General features: G+C 46.1%; 24 protein-coding genes and 1 tRNA gene. 12 read left to right on the top strand and 13 right to left on the bottom strand.

Going from position 1 to position 23,435, the window contains the following annotated elements; all coding sequences use genetic code 11:
* Positions 1-59 precede the first annotated feature (59 nt).
* Positions 60-539, bottom strand: a complete 480-nt coding sequence (locus ACO0KY_RS05515; RefSeq protein WP_423044775.1) for a DUF1348 family protein — start codon at positions 537-539, stop codon at positions 60-62.
* Positions 540-648: 109 nt separating this feature from the next.
* Positions 649-2,034: a glutathione-disulfide reductase gene (gene gor, locus ACO0KY_RS05510; protein WP_423044774.1), complete on the bottom strand. Its 1,386-nt coding sequence runs from the start codon at positions 2,032-2,034 to the stop codon at positions 649-651.
* Between the two features lie 106 nt (positions 2,035-2,140).
* On the opposite strand from gor, the gene ACO0KY_RS05505 reads away from it, so the two are divergent.
* From ACO0KY_RS05505 to ACO0KY_RS05475, 7 genes are all read left to right on the top strand, one after another.
* Positions 2,141-2,470: a phage virion morphogenesis protein gene (locus tag ACO0KY_RS05505; RefSeq protein WP_423044773.1), complete on the top strand. Its 330-nt coding sequence runs from the start codon at positions 2,141-2,143 to the stop codon at positions 2,468-2,470.
* 72 nt (positions 2,471-2,542) lie between these two features.
* A complete protein-coding gene (locus tag ACO0KY_RS05500; protein WP_423044772.1) occupies positions 2,543-3,178 on the top strand; it encodes a GIY-YIG nuclease family protein in 636 nt (211 codons plus the stop codon).
* 462 nt (positions 3,179-3,640) lie between these two features.
* Complete coding sequence (locus tag ACO0KY_RS05495) at positions 3,641-4,300, top strand: DUF2059 domain-containing protein (RefSeq protein WP_423044771.1); 660 nt, start codon at positions 3,641-3,643, stop codon at positions 4,298-4,300.
* A gap of 176 nt (positions 4,301-4,476) precedes the next feature.
* Positions 4,477-4,647 (top strand): hypothetical protein, encoded by a 171-nt coding sequence (locus ACO0KY_RS05490; protein ID WP_423044770.1) that lies wholly within the window; start codon positions 4,477-4,479, stop codon positions 4,645-4,647.
* Between the two features lie 12 nt (positions 4,648-4,659).
* A complete protein-coding gene (locus ACO0KY_RS05485; protein ID WP_423044876.1) occupies positions 4,660-5,106 on the top strand; it encodes a phage baseplate assembly protein V in 447 nt (148 codons plus the stop codon).
* A gap of 54 nt (positions 5,107-5,160) precedes the next feature.
* A complete protein-coding gene (locus tag ACO0KY_RS05480) occupies positions 5,161-5,544 on the top strand; it encodes a hypothetical protein (RefSeq protein WP_423044769.1) in 384 nt (127 codons plus the stop codon).
* 776 nt (positions 5,545-6,320) lie between these two features.
* Positions 6,321-6,803 (top strand): hypothetical protein, encoded by a 483-nt coding sequence (locus ACO0KY_RS05475; RefSeq protein ID WP_423044768.1) that lies wholly within the window; start codon positions 6,321-6,323, stop codon positions 6,801-6,803.
* 314 nt (positions 6,804-7,117) lie between these two features.
* On the opposite strand, the gene ACO0KY_RS05470 is transcribed toward ACO0KY_RS05475, so the two are convergent.
* From ACO0KY_RS05470 to ACO0KY_RS05445, 6 genes are all read right to left on the bottom strand, one after another.
* Complete coding sequence (locus ACO0KY_RS05470; protein ID WP_423044767.1) at positions 7,118-7,609, bottom strand: TlpA family protein disulfide reductase; 492 nt, start codon at positions 7,607-7,609, stop codon at positions 7,118-7,120.
* On the bottom strand, positions 7,606-8,265 hold the full coding sequence (locus ACO0KY_RS05465; RefSeq protein ID WP_423044766.1) for a TPM domain-containing protein: 660 nt from the start codon (positions 8,263-8,265) through the stop codon (positions 7,606-7,608). The genes ACO0KY_RS05470 and ACO0KY_RS05465 overlap by 4 nt, the downstream gene beginning before the upstream one ends.
* Complete coding sequence (locus tag ACO0KY_RS05460) at positions 8,262-8,975, bottom strand: LemA family protein (protein WP_423044765.1); 714 nt, start codon at positions 8,973-8,975, stop codon at positions 8,262-8,264. The genes ACO0KY_RS05465 and ACO0KY_RS05460 overlap by 4 nt, the downstream gene beginning before the upstream one ends.
* A 531-nt stretch (positions 8,976-9,506) precedes the next feature.
* Positions 9,507-9,582: transfer RNA gene (locus tag ACO0KY_RS05455), tRNA-His, on the bottom strand.
* A gap of 401 nt (positions 9,583-9,983) precedes the next feature.
* On the bottom strand, positions 9,984-11,021 hold the full coding sequence (gene dusA, locus ACO0KY_RS05450; RefSeq protein ID WP_423044764.1) for a tRNA dihydrouridine(20/20a) synthase DusA: 1,038 nt from the start codon (positions 11,019-11,021) through the stop codon (positions 9,984-9,986).
* A gap of 161 nt (positions 11,022-11,182) precedes the next feature.
* Entirely contained in the window at positions 11,183-11,734 is a 552-nt protein-coding gene (locus ACO0KY_RS05445; RefSeq protein ID WP_423044763.1) for a glycoside hydrolase family 19 protein, read from the bottom strand.
* Positions 11,735-11,905: 171 nt separating this feature from the next.
* Between ACO0KY_RS05445 and ACO0KY_RS05440 the strand changes: the two genes are divergently transcribed.
* Positions 11,906-12,655, top strand: a complete 750-nt coding sequence (locus ACO0KY_RS05440; RefSeq protein WP_423044762.1) for a S24 family peptidase — start codon at positions 11,906-11,908, stop codon at positions 12,653-12,655.
* A gap of 51 nt (positions 12,656-12,706) precedes the next feature.
* Here ACO0KY_RS05440 and ACO0KY_RS05435 read toward each other — a convergent pair whose 3' ends face one another.
* The 4 genes from ACO0KY_RS05435 to ACO0KY_RS05420 all read right to left on the bottom strand — a co-directional run bounded on the left by ACO0KY_RS05435 (position 12,707) and on the right by ACO0KY_RS05420 (position 18,146).
* Positions 12,707-16,789 (bottom strand): DEAD/DEAH box helicase, encoded by a 4,083-nt coding sequence (locus ACO0KY_RS05435; protein ID WP_423044761.1) that lies wholly within the window; start codon positions 16,787-16,789, stop codon positions 12,707-12,709.
* Positions 16,790-16,871: 82 nt separating this feature from the next.
* Positions 16,872-17,192: a hypothetical protein gene (locus tag ACO0KY_RS05430; RefSeq protein ID WP_423044760.1), complete on the bottom strand. Its 321-nt coding sequence runs from the start codon at positions 17,190-17,192 to the stop codon at positions 16,872-16,874.
* A 79-nt stretch (positions 17,193-17,271) separates the two neighbouring features.
* Positions 17,272-17,604, bottom strand: coding sequence for a DMT family transporter (locus ACO0KY_RS05425; protein WP_423044874.1), 333 nt, complete (start codon positions 17,602-17,604; stop codon positions 17,272-17,274).
* Positions 17,605-17,711: 107 nt separating this feature from the next.
* Complete coding sequence (locus ACO0KY_RS05420) at positions 17,712-18,146, bottom strand: EamA family transporter (RefSeq protein ID WP_186914157.1); 435 nt, start codon at positions 18,144-18,146, stop codon at positions 17,712-17,714.
* A 433-nt stretch (positions 18,147-18,579) separates the two neighbouring features.
* On the opposite strand from ACO0KY_RS05420, the gene ACO0KY_RS05415 reads away from it, so the two are divergent.
* Positions 18,580-19,395 (top strand): M48 family metalloprotease, encoded by an 816-nt coding sequence (locus ACO0KY_RS05415; RefSeq protein WP_423044759.1) that lies wholly within the window; start codon positions 18,580-18,582, stop codon positions 19,393-19,395.
* A gap of 286 nt (positions 19,396-19,681) precedes the next feature.
* Here the strand turns inward: ACO0KY_RS05415 and pmbA are convergent, their stop codons facing one another.
* Positions 19,682-21,034, bottom strand: coding sequence for a metalloprotease PmbA (gene pmbA / locus ACO0KY_RS05410; protein WP_186914155.1), 1,353 nt, complete (start codon positions 21,032-21,034; stop codon positions 19,682-19,684).
* A gap of 180 nt (positions 21,035-21,214) precedes the next feature.
* Here pmbA and yjgA point away from each other — a divergent pair, with 180 nt between their 5' ends.
* From yjgA to ACO0KY_RS05395, 3 genes are all read left to right on the top strand, one after another.
* On the top strand, positions 21,215-21,823 hold the full coding sequence (yjgA, locus tag ACO0KY_RS05405; RefSeq protein ID WP_423044758.1) for a ribosome biogenesis factor YjgA: 609 nt from the start codon (positions 21,215-21,217) through the stop codon (positions 21,821-21,823).
* Positions 21,813-22,427, top strand: coding sequence for a molybdopterin adenylyltransferase (gene mog, locus ACO0KY_RS05400; protein ID WP_423044757.1), 615 nt, complete (start codon positions 21,813-21,815; stop codon positions 22,425-22,427). The genes yjgA and mog overlap by 11 nt, the downstream gene beginning before the upstream one ends.
* A 213-nt stretch (positions 22,428-22,640) precedes the next feature.
* Entirely contained in the window at positions 22,641-23,312 is a 672-nt protein-coding gene (locus tag ACO0KY_RS05395; RefSeq protein ID WP_423044872.1) for an alpha/beta hydrolase, read from the top strand.
* Positions 23,313-23,435: the final 123 nt, after the last annotated feature.

Genomic DNA, 23,435 nt, shown 5'->3' with positions numbered 1-23,435 from the left:
CTTGACTAACAGTTCAGATCAACACACTCTTCAGCCCATATCGTGCCACACAGGTTACATCACAAGCCAAGTTCGCTTAACCCCGGATAATCATCCGGTCTACGCCCTTGTGGCCAATGAAATTTCCTGTCGCTTTCTGAAATCGCCAGATCATTGATGCTTGCATAGCGCAGCTTCATTAAGGCATGAGAATCGAATTCCCAATTTTCGTTACCGTACGAGCGAAACCATTGACCCTCGGCGTCATGCCATTCGTAAGCAAACCTGACAGCAATACGATCGCCATCGAAAGCCCATAATTCCTTGATGAGTCGATATTCTTTTTCGCGCTCCCATTTGCGCGTTAAAAACTGGACAATTTCTTCACGACCTTGCGGAAACTCAGAACGATTGCGCCATTTGCTGTCGCTTGTATATGCCAATGAAACGCGGACAGGATCACGACTATTCCATCCATCTTCCGCCATTCTGACTTTCTGGATAGCAGTCTCGCGGTTAAATGGAGGAAATGGCGGACGCACTTCTTCAGAAATATTCATCGTTTTTATCCTTCAATAAAATTAAAACTCTATCTTAAATCTACCGACAGAAACTGCGAGGTAAAAACGTAATTTATCACCGATAACTTTCTTTCGCATAGAGCCGGCTTCATAAGGTCTTTCTGACTGCGGATTTCATCGTCACAAACTCCTCAGCAACGGTCGGATGCAAAGCAATCGTTGCATCAAAGTCTTGTTTCGTCGCCCCCATCCGCAAAGCAATGGCGACCATCTGAATAATTTCCGGCGCATCATCTCCTATCATATGCACCCCGAGCACCTTTTGCGTCTCTACTTCAACAATGAGCTTCACCAGCACCCTTTCTGTTCGCCCCGATAAGACATGCTTTAAAGGCTTGAAATGGCTTTCGTAAATATCGATATTTTTATATTTACTCAGGGCTTGTGCTTCGTTCAAACCGACAGTTCCGATTGCTGGCTGTGTAAATACGGCGCTCGGCACAAGCGATAAATCAACCGATGTAGGTGTACCACCAAATAGCGTTTGTGCAACAGCATTACCCTCTCTTATGGCAACTGGTGTCAGCGCCACGCGGCTAGAAACATCACCCACTGCGTAAATGGAATCAACAGAAGTTTTGCCATATTCATCCACCTCAATGGATCCATTTTTAGCAAAACGAACACCAGCAGAACTCAAATTTAAATGATCTGCGTTGGGAGATCTTCCTGTTGCAAACATCACCTGATCAACACCAAACAGAGCTTGCTGTTGATCTTTAAAGTAAACGTTTAGGGTGCCGGATGAATTTTTTTCTATACGTTCTACTTCACAAGAAAATTCAAACTGAATATTCTTTTTGATGAGCTCTTCTTTGATGTGCGCCCGGAGACTAGAATCAAAACCCGCCCCCAGCAAATCTTGGCCACGATGTACAACAGTGACTTTGGTGCCTAGCCCATGAAATATTCCAGCAAACTCAAGTGCAATGTATCCTGCACCAACGATCACGATGTGCTTTGGTTGCTCTTTTAAATGGAACACTTCATTGGAGGAGATCGCATATTCAACACCATCAATAGACGGCAAAGCAGGACGACCGCCTGTGGCAACTAATATATATTTTGCCGTGATGCGGGCATGTTGCCCATCGTTGATTTCAATCGTATGTGCGTCAATGAAAGTGACGTGACCGCGAAGCACTCTCACATTCGCATTTAGCAGGTTTTTTTCATACACAGAACTTAACCGGGCAATCTCTTCATTCTTCCCTTCAATGAAGGTTTTCCAAGAAAATGAGCGATCGCCCACAGACCACCCAAAACCTTTAGCATCCTCAAAAAATTCCGAAAAATGCGAGGCGTAGACCATGAGTTTTTTTGGAACACAGCCCCTGACTACACAAGTACCGCCATATTGAAACTCTTCTGCGATGGCAACTCTCGCACCCAATTGACTTGCAATCCTGGCAGCCCTCACCCCTCCAGAACCACCACCAATGACGAAAAAGTCCACATCAAAATCTTGTTCCATAGATCACGATCCATTTCTAGTAAGCGAGTTAGATTAGCTAAGCCTACTAGCAATTCTATTTTGCTGCAGATTTTTTGATAAAGAATAATATTCATAATCAATACTCGTGTTTACAAATATTTCCTGTGGACGCTACACGCCACGCAAACAGCACAAAGAATTCAAGAATAAACAAGGTCGGATAAAAAAACAGAAAGCGACCATGTTCGCCAAGCTGCGCACGAATGCGCATATGAAAACTTCGGCAGACGCAAATCAGATCGAGGTGGGGTTTTACGGCAGAGTTGCGCGGATTGCGCGGGTGCATCAGCTTGGGTTAAGGGATAGGGTCAGCAACACTGGACCAGCGATTACATATCCCAAAAGAGATTTGATCGGATTCAGTGAACGAGATTGGGAATTGATAAAAGCATCTATGTTGAAATTTAATAGATAAATTATCAAAATAATCATAAGAATTTCAGCATTCATTGGTAAAATTTCAATTGAACACTACCTATATATTTTTATGTCAAACTTTACCAACCTGATTCGTGAAATCCTTCTTGAGCATCCAGAGGGAATGACTCCACAAGAAATCCGGGAAACAATTAAACAAAGCTATCCCGAATACTACGGCACAGACTCTCATAAAAGAAACGTCGAGAAAAAACATTACAAAGATATAGATCATGCGTTGCTTGCACAAATTTATCTGATCTCACGATCAGCCGGAAATATCACCGCAGATAAATCTCAAAAGCCAATTCGCTTAAGTCTTAGTCCAGAATCCGACACCGCGAGTGGCTTGCACGAAGAAGAAATAGATACCGAAAATCTAGAACGCCTTGAAGCTGATCTCGGAACCTTATACGTTCTTGGTACCAATTTATTTACCAAAGATGGCGATGAAATCATAAAAATTGGCATCACCAGCGGCAATGTCAACAACCGCATCGCTCAGCTTTACACAACTGGCGTCCCATATCGTTTCAGGGTGATAACCCAACATGAAACAAAAAATTACGCTGAATTAGAACACGCTTGCCACAAACTACTTGATCCATTTCGCCTAAACCAATCACGAGAATTTTTCTCGGCTAAGTGTTTACCGCACGTTGAGCAAATTGTTTCGTTGCACAAAGATATTTTGAATGTAAAGTAATACAGGAGGCCGTAGAATCTAACGTCCCCTACTACCCAAAACATGCGGCATATCAACACACATCACAATGTTAAGTTGGGCAAGAATCAGATCGAGCTAAGGTTTTATGGCAGAGTCGCCGGGATCGCCGATAGCGTACGGGATTATACAATTCAAATTGTCAGCTATCACCGACAACGCATTATCGATGCTGCTCTTGCTCTTAGACAGCGTTGGTGAAAACCTGTAGTTAAAAACATGGGACTCGATTAGTAAGGTCAACAAGTAAAATTGATGGAAAAATTCAATTCAACTAGCGAGATACCCCCCTTGTTGCCGAGGATGTTGCACTGACTAAGCGTGTTGAGCACCTACGGAAAGTATTGCACCAACAATTAAAAATGAGATGCAATGCGGACTTTTTATTGTTATTCTGACGGCATTTTTTAGACACCATCAATTCCAGCGTCAGGAAGGTTTATTTTGCGAAAAACGATCAAAATTGGTACCACACTTTTATTGTCCCTATGCACAGTCGCCCACGCCGACGAACAGGCGAGCCTAGAAAAAGTTCGTCAGATATTGAGCCTGGCAAGGTTGGATGAAGTGGAAACTATCTCAGAGCAAGTTTGCACCGAGAGCTATCAATCTTCGTATCTATCGCCAGATGCCTCAGTCAAAAAAACAGGCAACTACTATGGCTTTACGCCCGAATCAAAAGAGTGGCCAGAGATCAAGGCACAGTTCGAACGGAGCACCGCTAGCTATTGCAAAATCCTTAAGCACGAGGATATTGCAGCAATTTACGAAAAACATTATCGCCAGTTCTTAAACGACAATGACGCGGATAAATGGATTGCTTTTTATCAAACTGAGAGTGGTCAGAAGTTAGCCAACAACCAAAAGACGTTGATTGCCGACGTAGCCCGCTATCAATATGCAGTTAGTTTGGCTCAGGCTCAAAAAGCAGCGCCTGACAGTGTTTGGCCATCAAAAGAGGCAAATGAAAATAAACACACAGATCGAGAAAACGCTTTCCCATTTATCTTGCTACAGTACGGCGCGATCGCTTTGATCGTGTTTTTTATCGCGACCTGGGTAATGATGTTTTACAAGCTGTTTATTAAAAAAGAGCGGGATTGATTTTTACCATTATGGACAATTTATGAGTATTGATCAGAAAAATCGAGCGAAATAAGACCCAACTTCTAAATAAATTCGCTAAGGGAAATTAAGTCGAAATTATTGATTGGTCGGTAATCCCCTTATCAGCCCGCCACCACATGACCGAATAAGCATCTCCGGTCATCATCGTCAGCATGGAATTTAATTTTGCTGACCTCTCCCGCTGCTTACAAAATCTGATTCGCTTAGGCACGATTGCCGAAGTGAAGTACAGCCGCATTCCGCGTGTGCGCGTGACGGTGGGTGAGATCACTACTAACTGGCTGTCTGTTATCACTACTCATGCTTCAGCGACCAAGGCCTGATCACCACCTGCGATAGACGAGCAATGCCTGGTGTTTTCTCGTTCGGGTGACTTGGCGGCTGGTGTGGTGTTGGCAGGTATCAACAGCAGCCACCAGCAGGCGCCGGATGATGACCCGCACAATACGTGCATTGTTTATCCCGATGGTGCAAAAATTGATTACAACCATCAATCGCATGCCTTCAATGTGACTTTACCCGATGGCGGTTCGGCAGTAATTGAGGCGCCTGCGGCTGTCACTGTTCGCTTTGCCGCCGTCACACCCGATGCGCCACCGACCACATGTACCCGGAATTTGCTGGTACAAAAAGCCCCAACCTACATGGGCGGCATGAGCGGTCAAGGCTCTGGCGCAGTAGCTGCGGCGTGGTTGATTGTGAAAGTGACCCATAGCCTGAGCACACAAGGGTTGACGACGCAACTGGAGATGGGATCGAAGAACAATGAAAAAGAATCGTAACGCACTATAAAGATTGATAAAATATCAAATCAATCAAAACTATATCCATTTGTCATGTCGATCTTAATCTTCTTGTCTATTCTCTGCATGTTTGCCGTCCACACTTCATTCGTCAAGTTGGCGGCATTTTTATACAAGAGAACCATTTTAAGTTGGAAGCATGCCTTTATATATACCACTGGCATTACTGTCGTATCGATGTCCTATGCAGCTTTAACCATACTCACAGAGCACCTAATTCCTGTACCAGTAACGATATTGATAGGATTAGCAATGCAACTTGGATTTGGCGGATGGTATCTCGGTAGTAAAGCGCAGGCAGCCAACAACGGGGCTTTAGGTTTCAAACAAGGCGTATGGATTGCTGTCATTGCATATGTTCTTCTATCAGTCTGCACTATCCCAATGTTCGTTTTTATTTTCCTGAGCTTCCCCTGAAATTTAGTTCCCCAAAGTTGCGTTTATTTTACGTCACTTTTGGGGAACTAAATTTGAGGAGAAGTTCAAGCTTCGCCCAAGCTATCTATACGCCCCCCGTCTCTAGCTCGCGAAGGTGACAGTTTATTGGCCGGTTTGATTCAAATAATTGGTTTTCTCGCTTCTACTGTAGGTCTTGTTATGATTGGCTTTCGTGTATTTAAACGCTATCGTGTTCGTAATGCATAACATAGCAGTCGATAGTGACGCCGTTGTATTGTTTGCTCTTCGTGTAAGCTGCGACTCGCGGCGCACATCACTTTTGCGTTAAACCGATGGAAGAAGACGAGTTTCCTTTCCAGGCCGAGTTCGAAGGGAGAATGCGGCGCGCGCGCGAGCATCTGGGGCTCTCTGTCGGTGATATTTACGAGGACTGCTCGTACCACCCAGTGCTGTGTGTTGCCGTGGATTACGAGCAGGACGAGATTTCAGGCGTTTCCTTGATTGACGGAACATACCCACGCTCCTGCAGTCTCTGCCATTGCGGTGTGAGGAAGCTCACCGTCGAAGAGGCTTGGGATATCCGCCGAAAGGGTCCGCGAGACCCCGATGTAAGGGAGGAGTTCGCTGCCGAACGGAGGTGGTGGCGTGGGTAGCTACGCAAATGTCGAGCGACCCTGGTTTAACAGGTCGTTCGATGCGTAAACGCACAGGCAAGGCGTCGCAAGCGGGACGCAACACCGTACGTCTCGCGGCGCCTTGCCTGTGCGGGCCGGTCAACTCCGACGTTCGGCGTCATGAGTAACGAAGTAACCGTTCTGGCTGAAATTGAATCCGCATTCGGTAACGTTCCGAGGCCGGAGCATTTCACAAACTTCGAACATTGCTCAGAGTGCCTTGAACACGACCAAACACTTCTTTCGTGCGAACGTGAGGCCCTTGGGCGCGACCACGTTGGTACGCCAGGCTGGGATCCAGTTACGTTTTGCAAGCCAGTAGCAAAGGCCTATCTCTTTCCCGCCCTAGCTCGTATCGCCCTAACCGGTCAAGATGAAAAATATGATTGGTATCCCTTCCAACTTTTGAATCATCTGTACTCGGGTTACCAATACAACGATTTCTACCTCTATTGCGATCCAAGGCAACGCCAAGCCATCGCTGCTTTCCTCTGGCATATGATCGATAGGCACGCAAAAACCATTGACTCATACAATGCGGCTGATGAGTTCATCCGCTGCCATGAGCTCTGGAGCGGCGTAGAGCAAAGCAACGCAGAGTAAGTACACGGGGAGGTATATCAGCTCTAAATAGCAGCTTAAGAAATTATACTTAAGCGACAACTGGCTTGAAAAATTCCAAATTAGTTTGAAAGCAATCTTGTACCATTCCAGACCAGCGCATCGTTATGTCGTTTTAGGAAAAGATCGCAATTCAACTGAATGGATCAAAAACGTTACGGTACGTTTATTTGAATTTGAATACATACCGAATGTCAGCGTGAATCGGTTAGAAAAAATAGGATGCGGTGTTTTATTACCAAGATGCCGATCCGTTAGAAATGCCACACTAAAAATCAACTAGAGTTAAACTAAAACTACTTTCCTAAATTGCGCTCAAATTCTTTTTCCATCCATTCCCTAAGTAGCTCACTACCTGCGAAATTGAGCTTCTCATCTGCAGCAATAAGCTTGCCATTCTTCCCGAAGATTAAAATGCACGGCGCAGAATAGATTTTCCAGCGATAGTCTCTGATCGCCTTATTGTAAGCATCACCATCCACGCTCATGGCAATTTTTCGTATTGCGACATCGGGACGTATCTTCACGAAGTCTTCCATGTCCCGATCCATTTTCAGACAACCCGGGCATTTGATATCATGAAAATAGATGATAGTAATGACTCCAGGTTGCACCAAGTCCTTTGGCGAGATGGGCAAGCGACTCTCTTCTACTTCAAGAAAGCGGTTACCCACTTGCTCAGAGGAGTAATTGACAGTGGAGAGCAGAACAATATCAAGCGCACTTTTTCTGGTCGCTAGAATTAAGATACTCACCCCAATAGTCAAGAAAATCAATATATGTTTCACCTCATTTCCTTGTCTTTCTTGGCGCGAGAATAAAATATAACTATAGCGTACATCACACCCAATACAACCAATATAGCGATCAATATATTTTCAGGCTTTGTTGGTGTATAGGGCTGCGTATAATCATAAAAAGTTGCACAAGTATCTTCCCCTTCTGCGATTTCGATCATTTTTTCCATGCCAGCGATAACCGCGTCAGACTCCCCATTACGCTCATTAATCGGCGTAATGATTTCCCGGAAAATTCTAGCCAACTTCACATCAGGTAAAGCTCCACTAATTCCCTCGCCGGTCTCAATAAAAGAACCTTTTTCACTGACCAAAAACAGCACCCCATTACCCTGATGATTATTCCCAATATTCCATTTCATGAAGACTCTATGAGCATAAGCTTCAACGCTCTCTGCGCCCACAGATGGAACAGATAAAAAGATAATTTGAGTTCCATTGTGTCGCTCTAAGGCCTGCAATTTTTGTCTCAGAGGTTCTACTTTCGACAATCTCAGAACGTCGCCATAATCATTGACAAAATCATAGCGATCAGGAATTGGAAACGCATTGCTCACTGGGTTCTCGGCACCCAAACCAACTACTGGAAGCAGCGTTATCGAAAAAAAAATATGAGTAAAGAAGCGAAAGACAACGCTCACATTCATCTCAGATCCACTTTAGGAACAAGCCCGATCATCGCCTCGTTTTCTACATTGAATTTTGGCCTAGATGTAAGACCAGTTTGCTTTGCCATAACATTGGTAGGAAACGTTCTGATCACCATATTGTATTCTGCGATGGCCTCGATATAACTGGAGCGTGAATAATTGATTCTATTTTCGGTTCCCGCAAGTTCGACCATCAGATCCTGAAACAATGCACTCGACTTAAGCTCAGGGTATTTTTGAGCAACTAAAAGTAAGCGAGATAGCTGCGCTGAAAGTTGATTTTGCGCTTGCGTGAACTGATCAAGAACCAATGGATCACGGCTTTGATTAGTCGCTTTTGAAATCGCATTTAGCTGGGCTCTTGCATTAGTGATTTCACCATATAGCTCAGACTCATTCGCAGCATAAGACTTCACTACCGTTACCAGATTAGGAATAAGGTCGGCACGGCGAGCATACTGGCTTAATACCTTAGACCACATGGCATCAACATATTCATCCTGGCGTTGTAAATTATTATATTGAACCGTTGCGTACCAGGCACTCCAAGTCAGAAACAATACAGGCAAAATAATAGAAATCACTATCCAATGATTTTTTGAAAAGGTGAATGTTGCCTCCGTAAAACGAACACCACGAGGTTCAAATCCAAACTCGTCACTTGTGTCATTCGACGAGTCAGTTCTTTTATCGGGAGTATTGTTCATCATTTTCATTTTTCTAAATTAGTAATCAGCCAAGGCCTTATCCAGCCAACAGATGTTGTGGAATTAATGTTCAGCACTCGTCGCCAAACGTCAATACCGCGCATCGAAACATTGCATAATGTAAAGATTATCACAATAATCTCAATTTTTTTGAATTCCGCTGAATTCCCTCTAAAAAAGACAAGCAATTCGCCCCTGAACACTAAGCTAGAAATGTCATTTAAATGAAACTCGAAGTAAAATATTTTTGAAAAATTTACGTCTTATTGACCTTACATTTTCTACCCAAGACCAAAATTGCATCAGCAGATACGCGCAGGAATTTACTGGCGCCAGATTACCTGAAACGCGCGCGCGCGAATAAATCACAGTTACCGACTCTGCGACTAATTAAACCAGGAAGATAACTAAATGACCTGGCATTTTGCAAATCGGATTACACCGCAGTTACATGGATTCGAAAAGCAAGTAGACAAAAAAAAAGGGTTACACGCCTAAGCATGTAACCCTTTGATTTTACAACGTATTCGGTGGGGTGGACGATGGGGCTCGAACCCACGACAACAGGAATCACAATCCTGGACTCTACCAACTGAGCTACGACCACCACTGAAACCCTTAGTGAAATACTGCACCAAGAGAGCTCCGCATTATACAAGTCTTTCGACTAATTAGCAATAGTCAGTCCAAATGACATTTTTTATTCCCTTTGGGCCCTCCTGGCGATGCACAGAAAAGCGTTTCCTGCCGATCATGCAGTCCATAGCGAATCACTCATACAAAAAAGCCCGCACTAAAAAAATTTAGAGCGGGCATAAACTCACACCTTAGTGAGATGAGGAGCGTGCAGTGAAACAGGCGACAATATAGCGGTTGAAGCTATACTCACTTGCAGTTATTACAAATTTTTACGCTTACCACTACCGCGACACAAATACGTATTCAATGCTTACATTTGCTAACGTATCAGAGAAAAATTAGCTGGCACCGTCCAATAGGTCAATAGCCTCAGGCAGATAATTCTTCCGCACTTCTATCGTAAGCCGTAATCGTCTGCATGCGTTCAATTGCTTCGATCAAAATGTTCGGGTTACCCAGCGCGAGTTTTTTGCTATCAGAGAGAGTTTGACGGAAAGCGCGGGCACCAACCATGCCCATCATCAAACCCAGCATGTGACGAATCACGCTATTGATGCGCAAGCCTTTGCCACCATTGCCGTACAGCTCTACTTGACGATGAATATACGGGATCATCGCGTGCAAAATTTCTTCTCGTGTTTTTACCGGACTATCATCACCATAAAAACGCGCATCAAAACTCGCCATGAAATACGGGTTGTGATACGCCTCACGCCCTATCATCACGCCATCTACGTGCTGCAAATGCTGCGTCATTTCATCGGTCGTTTTGATGCCACCATTCAAAATAATTTCTAACTCAGGAAATTCTTTTTTGAGGCGGTACGCATAGTCATATTTGAGCGGCGGAATTTCACGATTTTCCCTCGGACTCAAGCCCTTGAGAATCGCATTGCGTGCATGGACGATAAACGTCTTGCTACCAGCTTCTGCCACTTGCCCGACAAAGTCACGCATGAATTCATATGAATCCACATCATTAATCCCAATCCGATGCTTAACGGTGACATCAATGCTGACAACATCTTTCATCGCCTTAACGCAATCTGCGACCAATTGCGGCTCTGCCATCAAGCACGCACCAAACGCGCCTTTTTGCACGCGCTCGGACGGGCAACCACAATTGAGATTGATTTCATCGTAACCCCACTCCTCCCCCATCTTCGCGCATTGCGCCAGATCTGCAGGCTCACTACCGCCTAATTGCAAAGCAACAGGATGCTCGCCCGGATTAAATTCCAGATGACGCTGCACGTCACCATGTAACAAAGAGCCAGTCGTCACCATCTCGGTGTACAACCAGGTATGACGCGTGATATGACGATGAAATTCGCGGCAATGGCGGTCAGACCAATCCAACATCGGGGCAACCGACACGCGGCGTGGGGGTAAAGCAGAAGTAGTCACAATAGAAACAACAAATATTCAACAAAGCGCTATTGTACCTTGAGTGCCCCGTAACAGTAGAAATCACCAAAGCTAACGAAGTGGAATGGAGAAATTTCAATCAACATGTGCACAAACATCGGCAAAAAACTCTTTAAAAAACCTTACCCTTATCAACAAGTTCAACCCAGGCAACGTTGAGACTTTTTTTCCTCATTGTCTAATAAAACAGCCCTTGCTGCGGCATATAAAGCAAAGCGATTCGACAAATTACATGCGGCGCCATTAATGCGCCTTGTGATCATGATAAAGAGTCCATCATCTGCGAGCTCATTGAGTCCTTCATTTTTCCAATACCAGGCGGCTGAACGCGCGGCAAACGCTGGCTGCTCCAGCAATTCTGGTTGGTCGAGACAATCAATACCGAGACCTTTCATGACGGCGCTGTAATTTTTGCGCCCAGTAATATTGATCAAACCACGCCCTTTATACCTAATCCCGTCACCCTTTTGCGTATTACCAAGATCAATGCGTCCCTCATATGTCCGACCACTCACTGGCTCTTGCACATAGAGCAGTTGCGCACTTTCGTGCCCCACTTGCGCCAGAAACGCTGATTGACGCCAAGCCGTATTGATTTCAAATTCCTGCATTGCCTGAGTTAGTGGAGCGAAAAACAATTCAGCCTGGGAACCTGCAAGTGGAAAGATGCTGTGCAATTGTTCGAGAGTCAATTATGTCTCCTTCTATTTTTAGCAAAACAACTATTTACGCCGTATAAGTGGAACGTCGCGATTTAAATAAGAAAAGCAAAGTTTCGTTTCTATTTGATACATAAAAATATAGCATTGCTATACAACAAAAGCAAGCCAAGCTATAGTTTATTTTCTATAGCATTGCTATGCATGGATATATGGACAACAGAAGAAGAAGCTCGCCACTTAAAAGCCAGGTTTGAGAAAATCAACCGGGCAAAGTTCGCTCGCGATCAACATTTGCGAGGTGGTCAAGCAATGATTTATCAGCACATCAATGCTGTCCGACCAATTAGCCTGGAGGCCGCATTAATTTATGCCAGAGGACTAGGCGTGACTCTCGCTGACATAAGCCCCCGCCTCGCACAGGAACTCAATTCCGCAGTAAAACAAGTGAGCATCGACCCTTCATCAGAGAAAACAGATTCTTTTTCAACACACACAGCTGGTAAGGTTGGCGTAGCAAATGATGCTGCGCCGTATTTAATCGAAGTCCGAAGGGTTACATTTCACTTGTCTGCAGAAACAGTTGGCTTTGCCACCGATCAGACATCTGACGATGACCAGCCGCTCGCATTCAGAAAAAGCTGGTTTAAAAAAAACAACTACAATCCTGAAAAACTTGTCGCCATAAAAATTAAAGATAAATCGATGGAACCTGCACTGTATGCTGGCGATACAGTGATCATCAATACGGAAGACAAAACACCAAGCGATGGAGAAGTATTCGCAGTGAACTACGAAGGCGAGGCTGTCGTTAAACGCCTCGTTCGTGACAACGGTCAATGGTGGCTTTTCTCAGACAACCCCGACCAACGAAAATATCGTAAAAAGATTTGCCAGGGCGATGCCTGCATCATTGTTGGAAAGGTGATTTATAAGCAGAGTGAAAGGATTTGATTCCTTAGTTCCATCAGGCGGGCGCAAGCCGCCCGAGGTGACGACGTCGCTTTACACACTTTCTTTCAACAAACGCAGCAATGCGGATGTATCGAGGCGTGCCGAAGCATCACCGCCATCAAGCAAACTATCTGCCAGGTCACGCTTCTCAGCATGTAAAGCAATGATTTTTTCTTCTATCGTATTTTGTGTCACTAGTCGATAAATTGTGACGGGTCGTTGCTGCCCCATGCGATGCGCACGATCAGAGGCTTGATCTTCCACAGCGGGGTTCCACCACGGATCGAGGTGAATGACATAATCGGCGGCGGTCAGGTTCAAGCCCGTGCCACCCGCTTTGAGACTGATCAAGAATACATCACCCTCGCCCGCCTGAAATGCGTCGACGCGGCGTTTACGCTCGGTTGCAGGTGTGCTGCCATCGAGGTATTGGTAGCTGATGCCGCGTTGTTCGAGGCTGCTGCGCACGATCGCTAAGTGATCAACAAACTGACTGAAGACTAAAGCTTTGTGGCGATTTTCCAATAGTTCTTCTATCGTGTCTTCCACCACGGTGAGCTTACTGCCGCTGATAGTCGAATTTTTTAATACCAACTGTGGATGGCAGCAGAAGCGGCGTAGTTTGGTGATCTCTGCCAAGACTTTGAGTGACTGACCTTCCTCTGCACTCAGGGCGGCAATTTTATCCAAAGCTTCCTGACGCAGTGCTTCGTATAGATGACGCTCCTCATCACTGAGTTCAACTTGCAAAGTAATCTCAGTGCGCGATGGCAATTCGGTCAGTACTTGTGTTTTGGTACGGCGCAATATAAATGGTTGTATGAGCTTTTTCAGATGCTGACGCGCGTCTTTGTCACCGCGTTCGATCGGAGTGCTAAAGCGTTCGGTAAAGCGATCTTTGGAACCAAGCAAACCGGGATTGATGAAGCGGAATAAGTTCCATAACTCACCAAGATGGTTTTCGACAGGTGTGCCACTGGCGATCATTTTGAAATCGGCATTTAATGCCATTGCTGCCTGGCTACGTTTGGTTGCCGAGTTTTTGATGACTTGTGCTTCATCGAGTACCACACTATGCCAGTGTTGCGCAGCAAAGCTTTCGGCATCCGATTGCAACATACCATAACTAGCGATGACAATATCAAATGGTCCCAGATCTGCTAAAGAGCGGTTGCTGTTGTAAGCCCGCACTTTTAAGGTCGGTGCAAAACGCACAACTTCCGCTTGCCAATTCATGGCCACGGAGATGGGTGCCACAACTAAAGCTGGGCCATTAGGCGCGCGATCAAGCAACAAAGCCAAAGCTTGCACGGTTTTACCCAAGCCCATGTCATCCGCCAGACAAGCACCAACACCCCAATGCGCAAGGCGCGCCAACCATTGATAACCAGCTAACTGATAATCACGCAATTCAGCTTGTAGCGTTGATGGTACCTTCGGTAAAAAATCGACCAGCGCATCAAGCTTGCTGACTTGTTCACGCCAGGCGGCATCGGTTTTTAATTCGCCCACTTCTTCAGCCAGGGCAGCCAAAGCGGGTGCAGCAAGCGCATTAACTCGCACGCCATCTTTACCCGTCAACTCTCCAAGCGCGCGCAGCTCATCGAGTCGTTGGCGGAAACTTTCGGTCAACGCCAGATAGTCATTGTCGCCTAATTTTAAGAAGCGTCCGCGGGTTGATTCAGCCATTTGCAAAAGTTCGCGCAGAGCCAGTACACGACCATCATCGAGCGAAATTTCACCACCAGCGACAAACCATTCGCCTTGCTTCTTAATCGTTAAGCGCAGGTTTTGCAAAGAGCGGCTGCCCTTAATTCGGAAACGTTCACCCTCAGGCCAGATCAATTGCAAGGTGGCTTCTGGTATCGCCTTGAGTTCACCCAACAATTCCAGACATTGCTCGGGATGTTGTAATTGCCATTCTTGTCCATTGTCTTCGGCGTTGACTAACGATGAGCACGCGCTGACTATTTGCTGCAAATTTTTTGCTTCAAGTTTTAAATTCCGACTTGCTTGCACCGGCACGCCGCCTTGCTCGCCAAGCACATTCGCAGCACCCTTACCAGGAGTGAACCAGCCACCATCTGCCAGTGGCCTGACCAATAATTGCAAGCGCAGACCTTCTTGTAACGGGAGCAAATGCGCATAAATTGTCTGATCCGCATCCACGCTTTTCATATGCGCAGCCAGCTCTGGCAAATCAGAATGAATCGCTAGATGCGGTGCAATTGCCGCAATCACATCAACCAATTGTGCTTTGGCGCTACTTGGTACTGTTAATCCTCGTCCCAGAATGCCTGTGATTTGCTTAATTTCAGGGCTAGAGGCATACACAGCTAAACGGGTCGGGGTTTCTTTTTTCCAGACGATACTGGCATCCGGACTGACAAATGGATCCAATTGCAGCGTAATCTGATCGCCGCTTTCTTTAAGCTGCAAAGCAATGTCGGCTTTAATCACATCAATGCGCACATCCGGCGCATCATCCCAATACACCGCAGGATGCCCGACAATCAAAGGCAATGCTCTATCGATATTGAGTTCAAACTCGCTACCGCCGTAGTAACTATCCGAAAATCGCCGTATGCAGCCAGCAATATTGATATCTTGCTCTGTCAAAAATGACATACTTTCTTGCTCTTGCACTAAACGTCGCAAAGCGACTGGACGTCCTTTACTCCATACACCTTTGGCACTACGCTTTTGTTCACGCGGCTCGGCTTTCAATTGTTGAAAATGGTATTCCAGCAACCACGCAAGACGCGTGTCGTCACCAGCTTTGGCAAGCTTTACTTCGGACATGGGTTTGAGTTGAGTTAGGGCATTCAATGCACGTTGCCATGCTTCTTCGCGATGCAAGACTTCAATCAGCGGGCGAATGTTTTTTTGTGCATGCCAATCAGGCATGATTTGCGGTTCATTAAATTGGCGCGCTAGTAGCACATCTAATTCTGCGGCCACCCATAAATAACCCAAGCGCTGCATAGTAGCGCGCATATCGACTAATTTGGGGTGTAATTTAGGGTGTGGCGGTGCGTCTTGCCAATGGGCTGCCAACGCCTCAAATAAGGCATCCACGTCGTGTGGTATGCGGGTACTGAAATGCGATACAGGCAGCACTACACCTTGTGCCAGATGGTTGACCAAAGGCTGCAATACGTAATAGCTATACGCATGTTTTTGTTTTACACCGTCATCTACCTGTGCCTTGGCAAGTTTAAGGCTGGCGGCATCATTTTTCGCAAGCAGTGCAACGCTACTGAATAATCCCAGCAATTCGGGAATGAAGACTTTACGCTTACCAGTGACTGCTTTTTGAATTTCAATGTAAGTCTGGATCACACCAACGGCTGCATTCATGTTGTGCTGCAGTACCGCAGAGGCGATTAAAAACTCCGCCTGTGTTTGCGGTGATAAGCGCAATTTAAATTGTTCTAAGCGCTCAAAATCACCACGCAGTAAAGCTTGCCAAGCGAGTAACCCCATCAATTGCGGCCAGCTATTCGCTTGCTGCTCCGCCTGCTCACAAGCAAAGTCATACGTTAATCGGCAATCGTTTAAATTCCAATTCGCTTTGGCGATCACATCAGTGAGCAACATACCTTGATCAATCGGTCTTAGGGTCGTAAATAAATCCAGCCCATCCTGATCAACAAAAAATTCAAAACCCGGCGCAGGCATATGATCAGTCGCAACACTAAAAAATTTTTCTCGCCACAGCAGTGCTTCATCGGTTCTTCCGTGTAGCACTGAGAACATCATTTCGCGTCGATAAAAATTGGCGTCGTAGGATTTCCAGTGGTGGTACTCACCATGTCGTTTCAACAGATCGCGGACATTATTGATCCAATTTTTTAATGCTCCACTTTGCTGCAAATGCAGTAGCACAGCCATGCGCAAGTCTTCGCGCAAGACGAAGCCAAGGCCAATTTCCTGCCTTAGCACCATACGATGAGTTAATTCTTGCCCAACGTCCTTGAGCACCTTGGCTTGATACGGATTGCCCTTCATGTCAGTCTGACCGCTCAACTGCATCAATTCCAGCAGTTTAGTCTGGCTTAAAGGCGCCTGGTACAGAGCGGCGGCATATAACAGCGGAAAGTGATACGGATGTAGGTCAGAAAGCAAAGGCATAAAACAATCTAAGGGAAACGATCTATCAAAGTGGAAATGCTATTTTCAGGCAGGCCGGTGAACAATCAAGCAGCAACGAAGATTAACGCTCAATAAAATAACGTGCGATATAACCACCAGCCAGACAGACCAAACCACTGACAGTTAAAAAATGATGCAAAGCAGGTGAACCTACAGTTGCTTGTGCCTTGCGCTCTAAAAATTCAGGCGTTGGATTACCAAATACCAACGGCTTTAAAAAAGACTCCAGACACCAGAAGACAAATGCAAACCCAATCAGAACTTCACTCATCAAATGCGAAGAGAAACCTCGCAACAAACTAGAATAAGCAGACCATGAAAACAAGGTCAGTGCCATCGCACGAGAAAGAGGGAATAATTTGAGTTTATCAAGAATAGACATTGGGGGTTCAAAAATTAGTACAGGTTATCACACGTATCAGTTTTGACTCACTGAGTCTTGAGACAATGGAGACAATGAATTAATGGCTCACCGTCTTAGAAAACATATTCAGCACAATTACGCCAGCAACGATCAAGCCTATTCCTAGCATGGCAGGCACATCCAATTCCTGACCATACAATATCCACGCGACCAGGGAAATCAACACGACGCCAACTCCCGACCAGACCGCGTAGGCGATGCCAACCGGTATGCTGCGTAAAGTTAAAGATAAAAAGTAAAACGCCGCGCCATAACCAAACGCCAGTATCACTGTGGGCAAAGGACGCGTAAAACCTGCCGATGCTTTAAGTGCAGAGGTCGCGACGACTTCGCAAATAATTGCCAAACCAAGATAAAGCCAATTCATAATTTCTTCCTGCAACACTATCACGCTGAGAAATACATGATGACTATGTTAAAGTCCACATTATCCCAGAAACTGCCAAGCACGACATCGCAATACGGCGGATAAACGGACTAACGCTTAAAAGCGAGCAACAATACGCCACCCGCCACCATTGCAATACCACTCCACTCACGCAAACTCGGCCGCTCATCCAAAAAGACAACAGCAAATATCGCCACAAGCACGAGACTCAACTTATCGATCGGTGCAACCTGAGAAGCTGGCCCCACTTGCAATGCCCTGAAATAACAAACCCACGAAGCACCCGTCGCCAACGCTGACAAGCTCAAAAATATCCAAGTTTTGGCAGACAATTCAAATGGATTGCGCCATTTGCCAGTACCCCATACAAAAGCGATTAATACCAGCATAATGATGGCGGTACGGATCAAGGTGGCGAGATCAGAATCAACCCCACGAATGCCCACCTTGGCAAAGATGGCCGTCATCGCCGCAAATACCGCCGATAACAGCGCCCAGATCATCCACTGATTAGAGAAAGACATCGTCACTCCTAAAATGCTAACGTTTTACATCAAGCTGTGATCCTATAAGATAAAACTATTATAACGAACTACTCAAGAAGACCGGACGCAAAAAAGGCCTTGCGCATTGAAAGCCCCACGACTATTGACAGGCGAGGCCTTACGAATATACAGCTTATTGGCGTCAATACTAATGCCCCGGTGTCAATTATCCATTGCTGCAATCATCCCAGCAAACTCAGTTTCAATCATCATGAAGCTGCAGATTTCAACCCAAAACCTTGCCAAAAAGTCTTTACCCATCTTGCCCACATCAAAACACGATGCAAAGACAAACGTAAAAAATAGATACATCTCTGCAGATTGCTTGCTGGCACGACTTTAGCGCCCTATATTAAATTAACAGGTTGTAGTCGATGTCCTCACCTCAAACATATTCTGTGCGGAGGATAAAATGTTCATACGACATTTACTTACCGTAGGTCTGTTTGGTTTTTGTGTAAGCCTGATACCTGGCTATGCACAAGTGCCAGAGACTGGGCGCTGGCAAGAGTTGGCATATTCAACCGCAGCAGTCAATGCAGAAACGGCAGATCGCTATCATGAACATATCGACGCACTTCGTAGTCACAAACAACTCGATCAAGATCCGGCTTTATTAAGCAGAATAAAAACCATCGCCCGCGGCTTAATTTCGGCAGCATCAAAGTTAAAACCTGAAAGCAGTACATGGCGATGGGAAATCCACATCACCAGCGAACAACAAGTCGACGCTTACTGCATGGCAGGTGGAAAAATTCTGATCGGCAGCGAATTTGTACGACGTTTAAAACTGAGTAATAGTGAGTTAGCCACCTTACTTGGGCATGAAATGGCACACGCCATTGCAGAACATCATAGAGAAGAACTATCAGAAGCACTCCATATCAATGCACAACCCGGAGATACGCTAGACGTAATGATGGGACGTTTGGAGACGGATATCTCTATGCAATTAAAGTTGGCCACACTGTCCAACATTCAAGAAAGTGAAGCAGATCAATTAGGGATGATACTCGCGCATATGGCCGGCTGGGATAGCGCTAGTATGGTCAGCTTTTTCCAAAAACTACAGCGAGTTGAAGCGAATTCTGTTCCGAATAATAGCTACCCATCGACCGAATCACGTTTAAGCATGGCACGAGGTTTCAATAAATTATGGGCAAAGATTGAATCTGATCAGAAAAGTATTGTTACTCGCAGATCACGCGCAACTAATGACCAGAAATAGCACCATCATTAAAATATTGAGGAGTAGCAATATCATGGCATTCAAATACCGATATGGCATTTTCTTTTTGACCGCAAGGATAGTTGGTTTGAGACGCCGAATCCACGTCAGCCACAGGCGCGTTTCCAGCATTAAAGTGCATCGAGACTACGATTGCAGTTGGCGAAACAGCGGATAAAGAAATGGCTGAGCATAACGAAACTACTTAGGGAGAATGCAACCCGCGCAGGATAACTACTCACGGAATAGCGGGTTGCCCCCTTACCAATCTACCGAACTAGCGAACTCAACTACCTGCCACCATCATACTTTCAATCAGGATGGAGCCAGTTTCTTTGGTGCCACGGGTCAGAGTATCGGCACCAATAGCGACGATTTGCTTGAACATATCGCGCATATTGCCCGCAATCGTTATTTCTTCTACCGGGTATTGAATCACACCGTTTTCTACCCAATAACCAGACGCACCACGAGAATAATCACCCGTCACATAATTGACACCTTGCCCCATTAACTCAGTCACCAACAAACCTGTGCCCATCTTTTTGAGCATACCGGCAAAATTATCGCTACGTTTGGTCAGACTGGAAGTCATACTCAGGTTATGCGAGCCACCGGCATTGCCAGTAGTTTTCATGCCCAATTTACGTGCAGAATACGAAGACAAAAAATAACCTTGCAATACACCATTGCTGACCACGTCACGACGACTAGTGCGGACACCTTCGTCATCGAACGGCGAAGAACCAACGGCACCCAGAACATGCGGATCTTCGACAATTTGTACATGCTCAGGAAAAATTTGTGTCCCCAAGGAATCCGGCAAAAAAGTGGACTTACGATACAAAGCACCACCCGACGTAGCCTGCACAAATGAACCCAATAAACCCGCCGCCAGTGGTGCCTCAAATAGCACCGGACATTTACGGGTGTCGAGCTTACGTGCGTTCAGACGCGCTAAGGCACGTTCCGCGGCATAGCGGCCAATGTCTTCTGGCTTAGCCAATTTTTTTGGATTGCGTTGCGAAGAATACCAATCGTCACGCTGCATTTTGGCACCCTTGCCCGCAATAGGCGCAACCGAAATGGTATGACGCGAAATCGGATAACCGCCCATGAAGCCACGTGAGTTGGCTGATACAAAATGCGATTGCTGTACGTGCACACTAGCGCCTTCGCTATTGGTAATACGCTTATCCACTGCAAATGCGGCAGCCTCAGTACGCGTAGCAATTTCAATTGCTTCCTCGGCACCAATTAACCACGGATAGCACAGTTTCAGGTCACGCGGTGCCATTTCAAACATATCAGCATCAGCCAAGCCCGCACAATCATCTTCTGCGGTAAAACGCGCGATGTTATACGCAGCATCGACAGTGTCACGCAAAGCCTGCGTCGAAAAATCAGACGTGCTGGCATTTCCACGACGCTGACCGACATAGACGGTAATACCTATACCTTTATCTCGATTTTGTTCTATCGTTTCCACCTTGCCTTTTCGGACACTGATCGATAAACCGCCACCTTCGCTAATTTCTACTGCGGCATCCGAAGCGCCTTTTTCTTTTGCAAATAGCAACATATCTTGTGCAATTTGTTGCAATTGGTCTTGGGTGTGGGTAAAAACGGGTTTGCTCATAGAGGAGTTTCTGTATATAGAAAAGGCTAAAAGGACAGCTCTGATTGACCATTAAAACAGCGTCGCCAGCAATATTAGATAAACGATTCGTCTGTTTTACAGGGCATTTTTGAGTATATCCCAGCTAAAAAGGGTATCATAGCAGCCGTTTAGTAAAGTTTATAGTAAAGGCGCAGAATTATGCCAAATCCAAATCGTGGCTCATGTGGCTACCAGTCCAATGAGTTTGAAGAAGAGTACGACCGTCCGTCCAAGTCCGAATTAAAGCGCCAGATGACGGCGCTGCAAAAATTAGGACAAGAGTTGGTCGAACAGCCACGTGATCGCGTCAAACGCGTCCCTATGCCGGAAGATGTACGTGACGCCATTCTCGCATGCCAGCAAATTTCCAGTCATGAAGGCCGTCGTCGCCAGATGCAGTACGTAGGCAAAAAAATGCGTACGCTGGACGAAGAAGAAGTCGCATTGATCCAAAAGACGATCGATAGCTGGAAAGGTGCTTCTAAATCAGAAACTGCCGCTATGCATGCACTGGAACGTCGCCGCGACAAATTGTTAACCGACGACAACACACTGACCGAATTACTGGCAGAACATCCAGAACTCGATGTGCAGCATTTGCGCACGCTAATCCGTAACGCCCGCAAAGAACAAGCTGAAAACAAACCGCCAAAAGCCTACCGCGAAATTTTCCAGATTCTGAAACAATTGCAAAAATCCAACACTAAGGATGATGCGACTGACGACGAACACCTGGAAGACGAAGAGGACGAGGACGATGAGTATTGATCCCCTGGATCGTGCTTTACGCATAGGTCTGGTCTCGATTTCTGACCGCGCCTCTGCGGGCATTTATCAGGATCAGGGCTTACCAGCCTTACAAGAATGGTTTGGCCTTGCACTTAGCAGCGCATGGCAAATGGAAACGCGCTTGATTCCTGATGAACGTAGCGCCATAGAACAAGCATTGATAGAACTGGTCGATGTAGCAAAATGCGATCTGGTGATCACCACAGGTGGCACTGGTCCATCGCGCCGCGACGTCACGCCAGAAGCGACCTTAGCTGTCGCCAGCAAGGAAATGCCAGGCTTTGGCGAGCAAATGCGTCAGATTAGCCTGCAATTTGTACCAACGGCGATTTTATCCCGCCAGGTTGCAGTGATTCGCGAAACGCCCGATCACGCTGCGTTGATCCTGAACCTGCCAGGCCAACCAAAGTCGATCAAAGAGACATTGGAAGGCCTTAAGGATGCTCAAGGCAAACAAATCGTCAACGGTATTTTCGCCGCTGTCCCCTATTGCATCGATCTGATCGGTGGACCCTACATCGAAACCAACGATGCCGTCTGCAAAGCGTTTCGACCAAAATCCGCCATCCGCAATAAAGTCTGATGCCAGGGTTGGCGATTCGCAATCAATATGACTGAGATGACTAAGCCTACGCCACCCAATTTCCGACGACGCTGGTGGCTGGGCGCTTGTACGGCCAGCGCCATCAGTGCGGGATTGGCTGCCATTGCCTACGCTAAACAATCAGTCAATGACAGCAACAGCACTAAAAGCGACACAAATAAACCTCCAACCAAGAAGAAAGCCAAGCCAGACATGAGCAACTTACTTGAAACGATAGAATTAGAAAGCGCCCCACAACCGACGGTTGCTATTATCTGGATGCATGGTCTGGGTGCGGATGCGAATGACTTTGTCCCGATTGTCAAAGAATTAGATTTGCACGCTTGCCCCGCTATCCGCTTTGTGTTCCCTAATGCGCCGACGATGCCCGTGACGATTAATGGCGGTTACGTCATGCGCGCGTGGTATGACATTCTGGGCACCGACATTGCCAAACGCGAAGATGAAAAAGGCTTGCGCAGCTCACAAGCAGAAATCGAGAAATTGATCGCACGCGAAATTGCACGTGGCATCCCTGCCAACCGCATCATTCTGGCTGGCTTCTCTCAAGGCTGTGCAATGACCTTGCAAACAGGCTTGCGCTATCCGGAAAAACTGGCTGGCTTGTTGTGCTTGTCTGGTTATGTGCCATTGCGTGACGTCGTGGCGACAGAGCGCAGCGTTGCTAACCAACACACACCTATCTTCCTAGCACATGGCCGCGCTGATCCGGTGATCCACATTCAACGTGCAGAACAATCGCGCGACTTACTCAAAGAAATGGGCTACCCGGTCGCATGGCATGAATACATGATGCAGCACTCCGTTTGTCAGGAAGAAATTGACGACATTGGGAACTGGTTGCGCTCGGTGTTGAAGGCGTAACATTCAAGGATAACAATTTGTAGATACTGTTATCCAACTCAATCCTAGTAGGTTTTCCTAATGTCGTCCTTATAGCGTCATTTTTGCGTCATTTTTGCGTCATTTTTGCGTCATTTTTAATAT

The organism is Undibacterium sp. Dicai25W (assembly GCF_049340505.1).
Taxonomy (GTDB): Bacteria; Pseudomonadota; Gammaproteobacteria; order Burkholderiales; family Burkholderiaceae_D; genus Undibacterium; species Undibacterium jejuense.
Note: the sequence above shows the minus strand (reverse complement) of the source record. Positions and strands in the feature narration are given on the sequence as shown.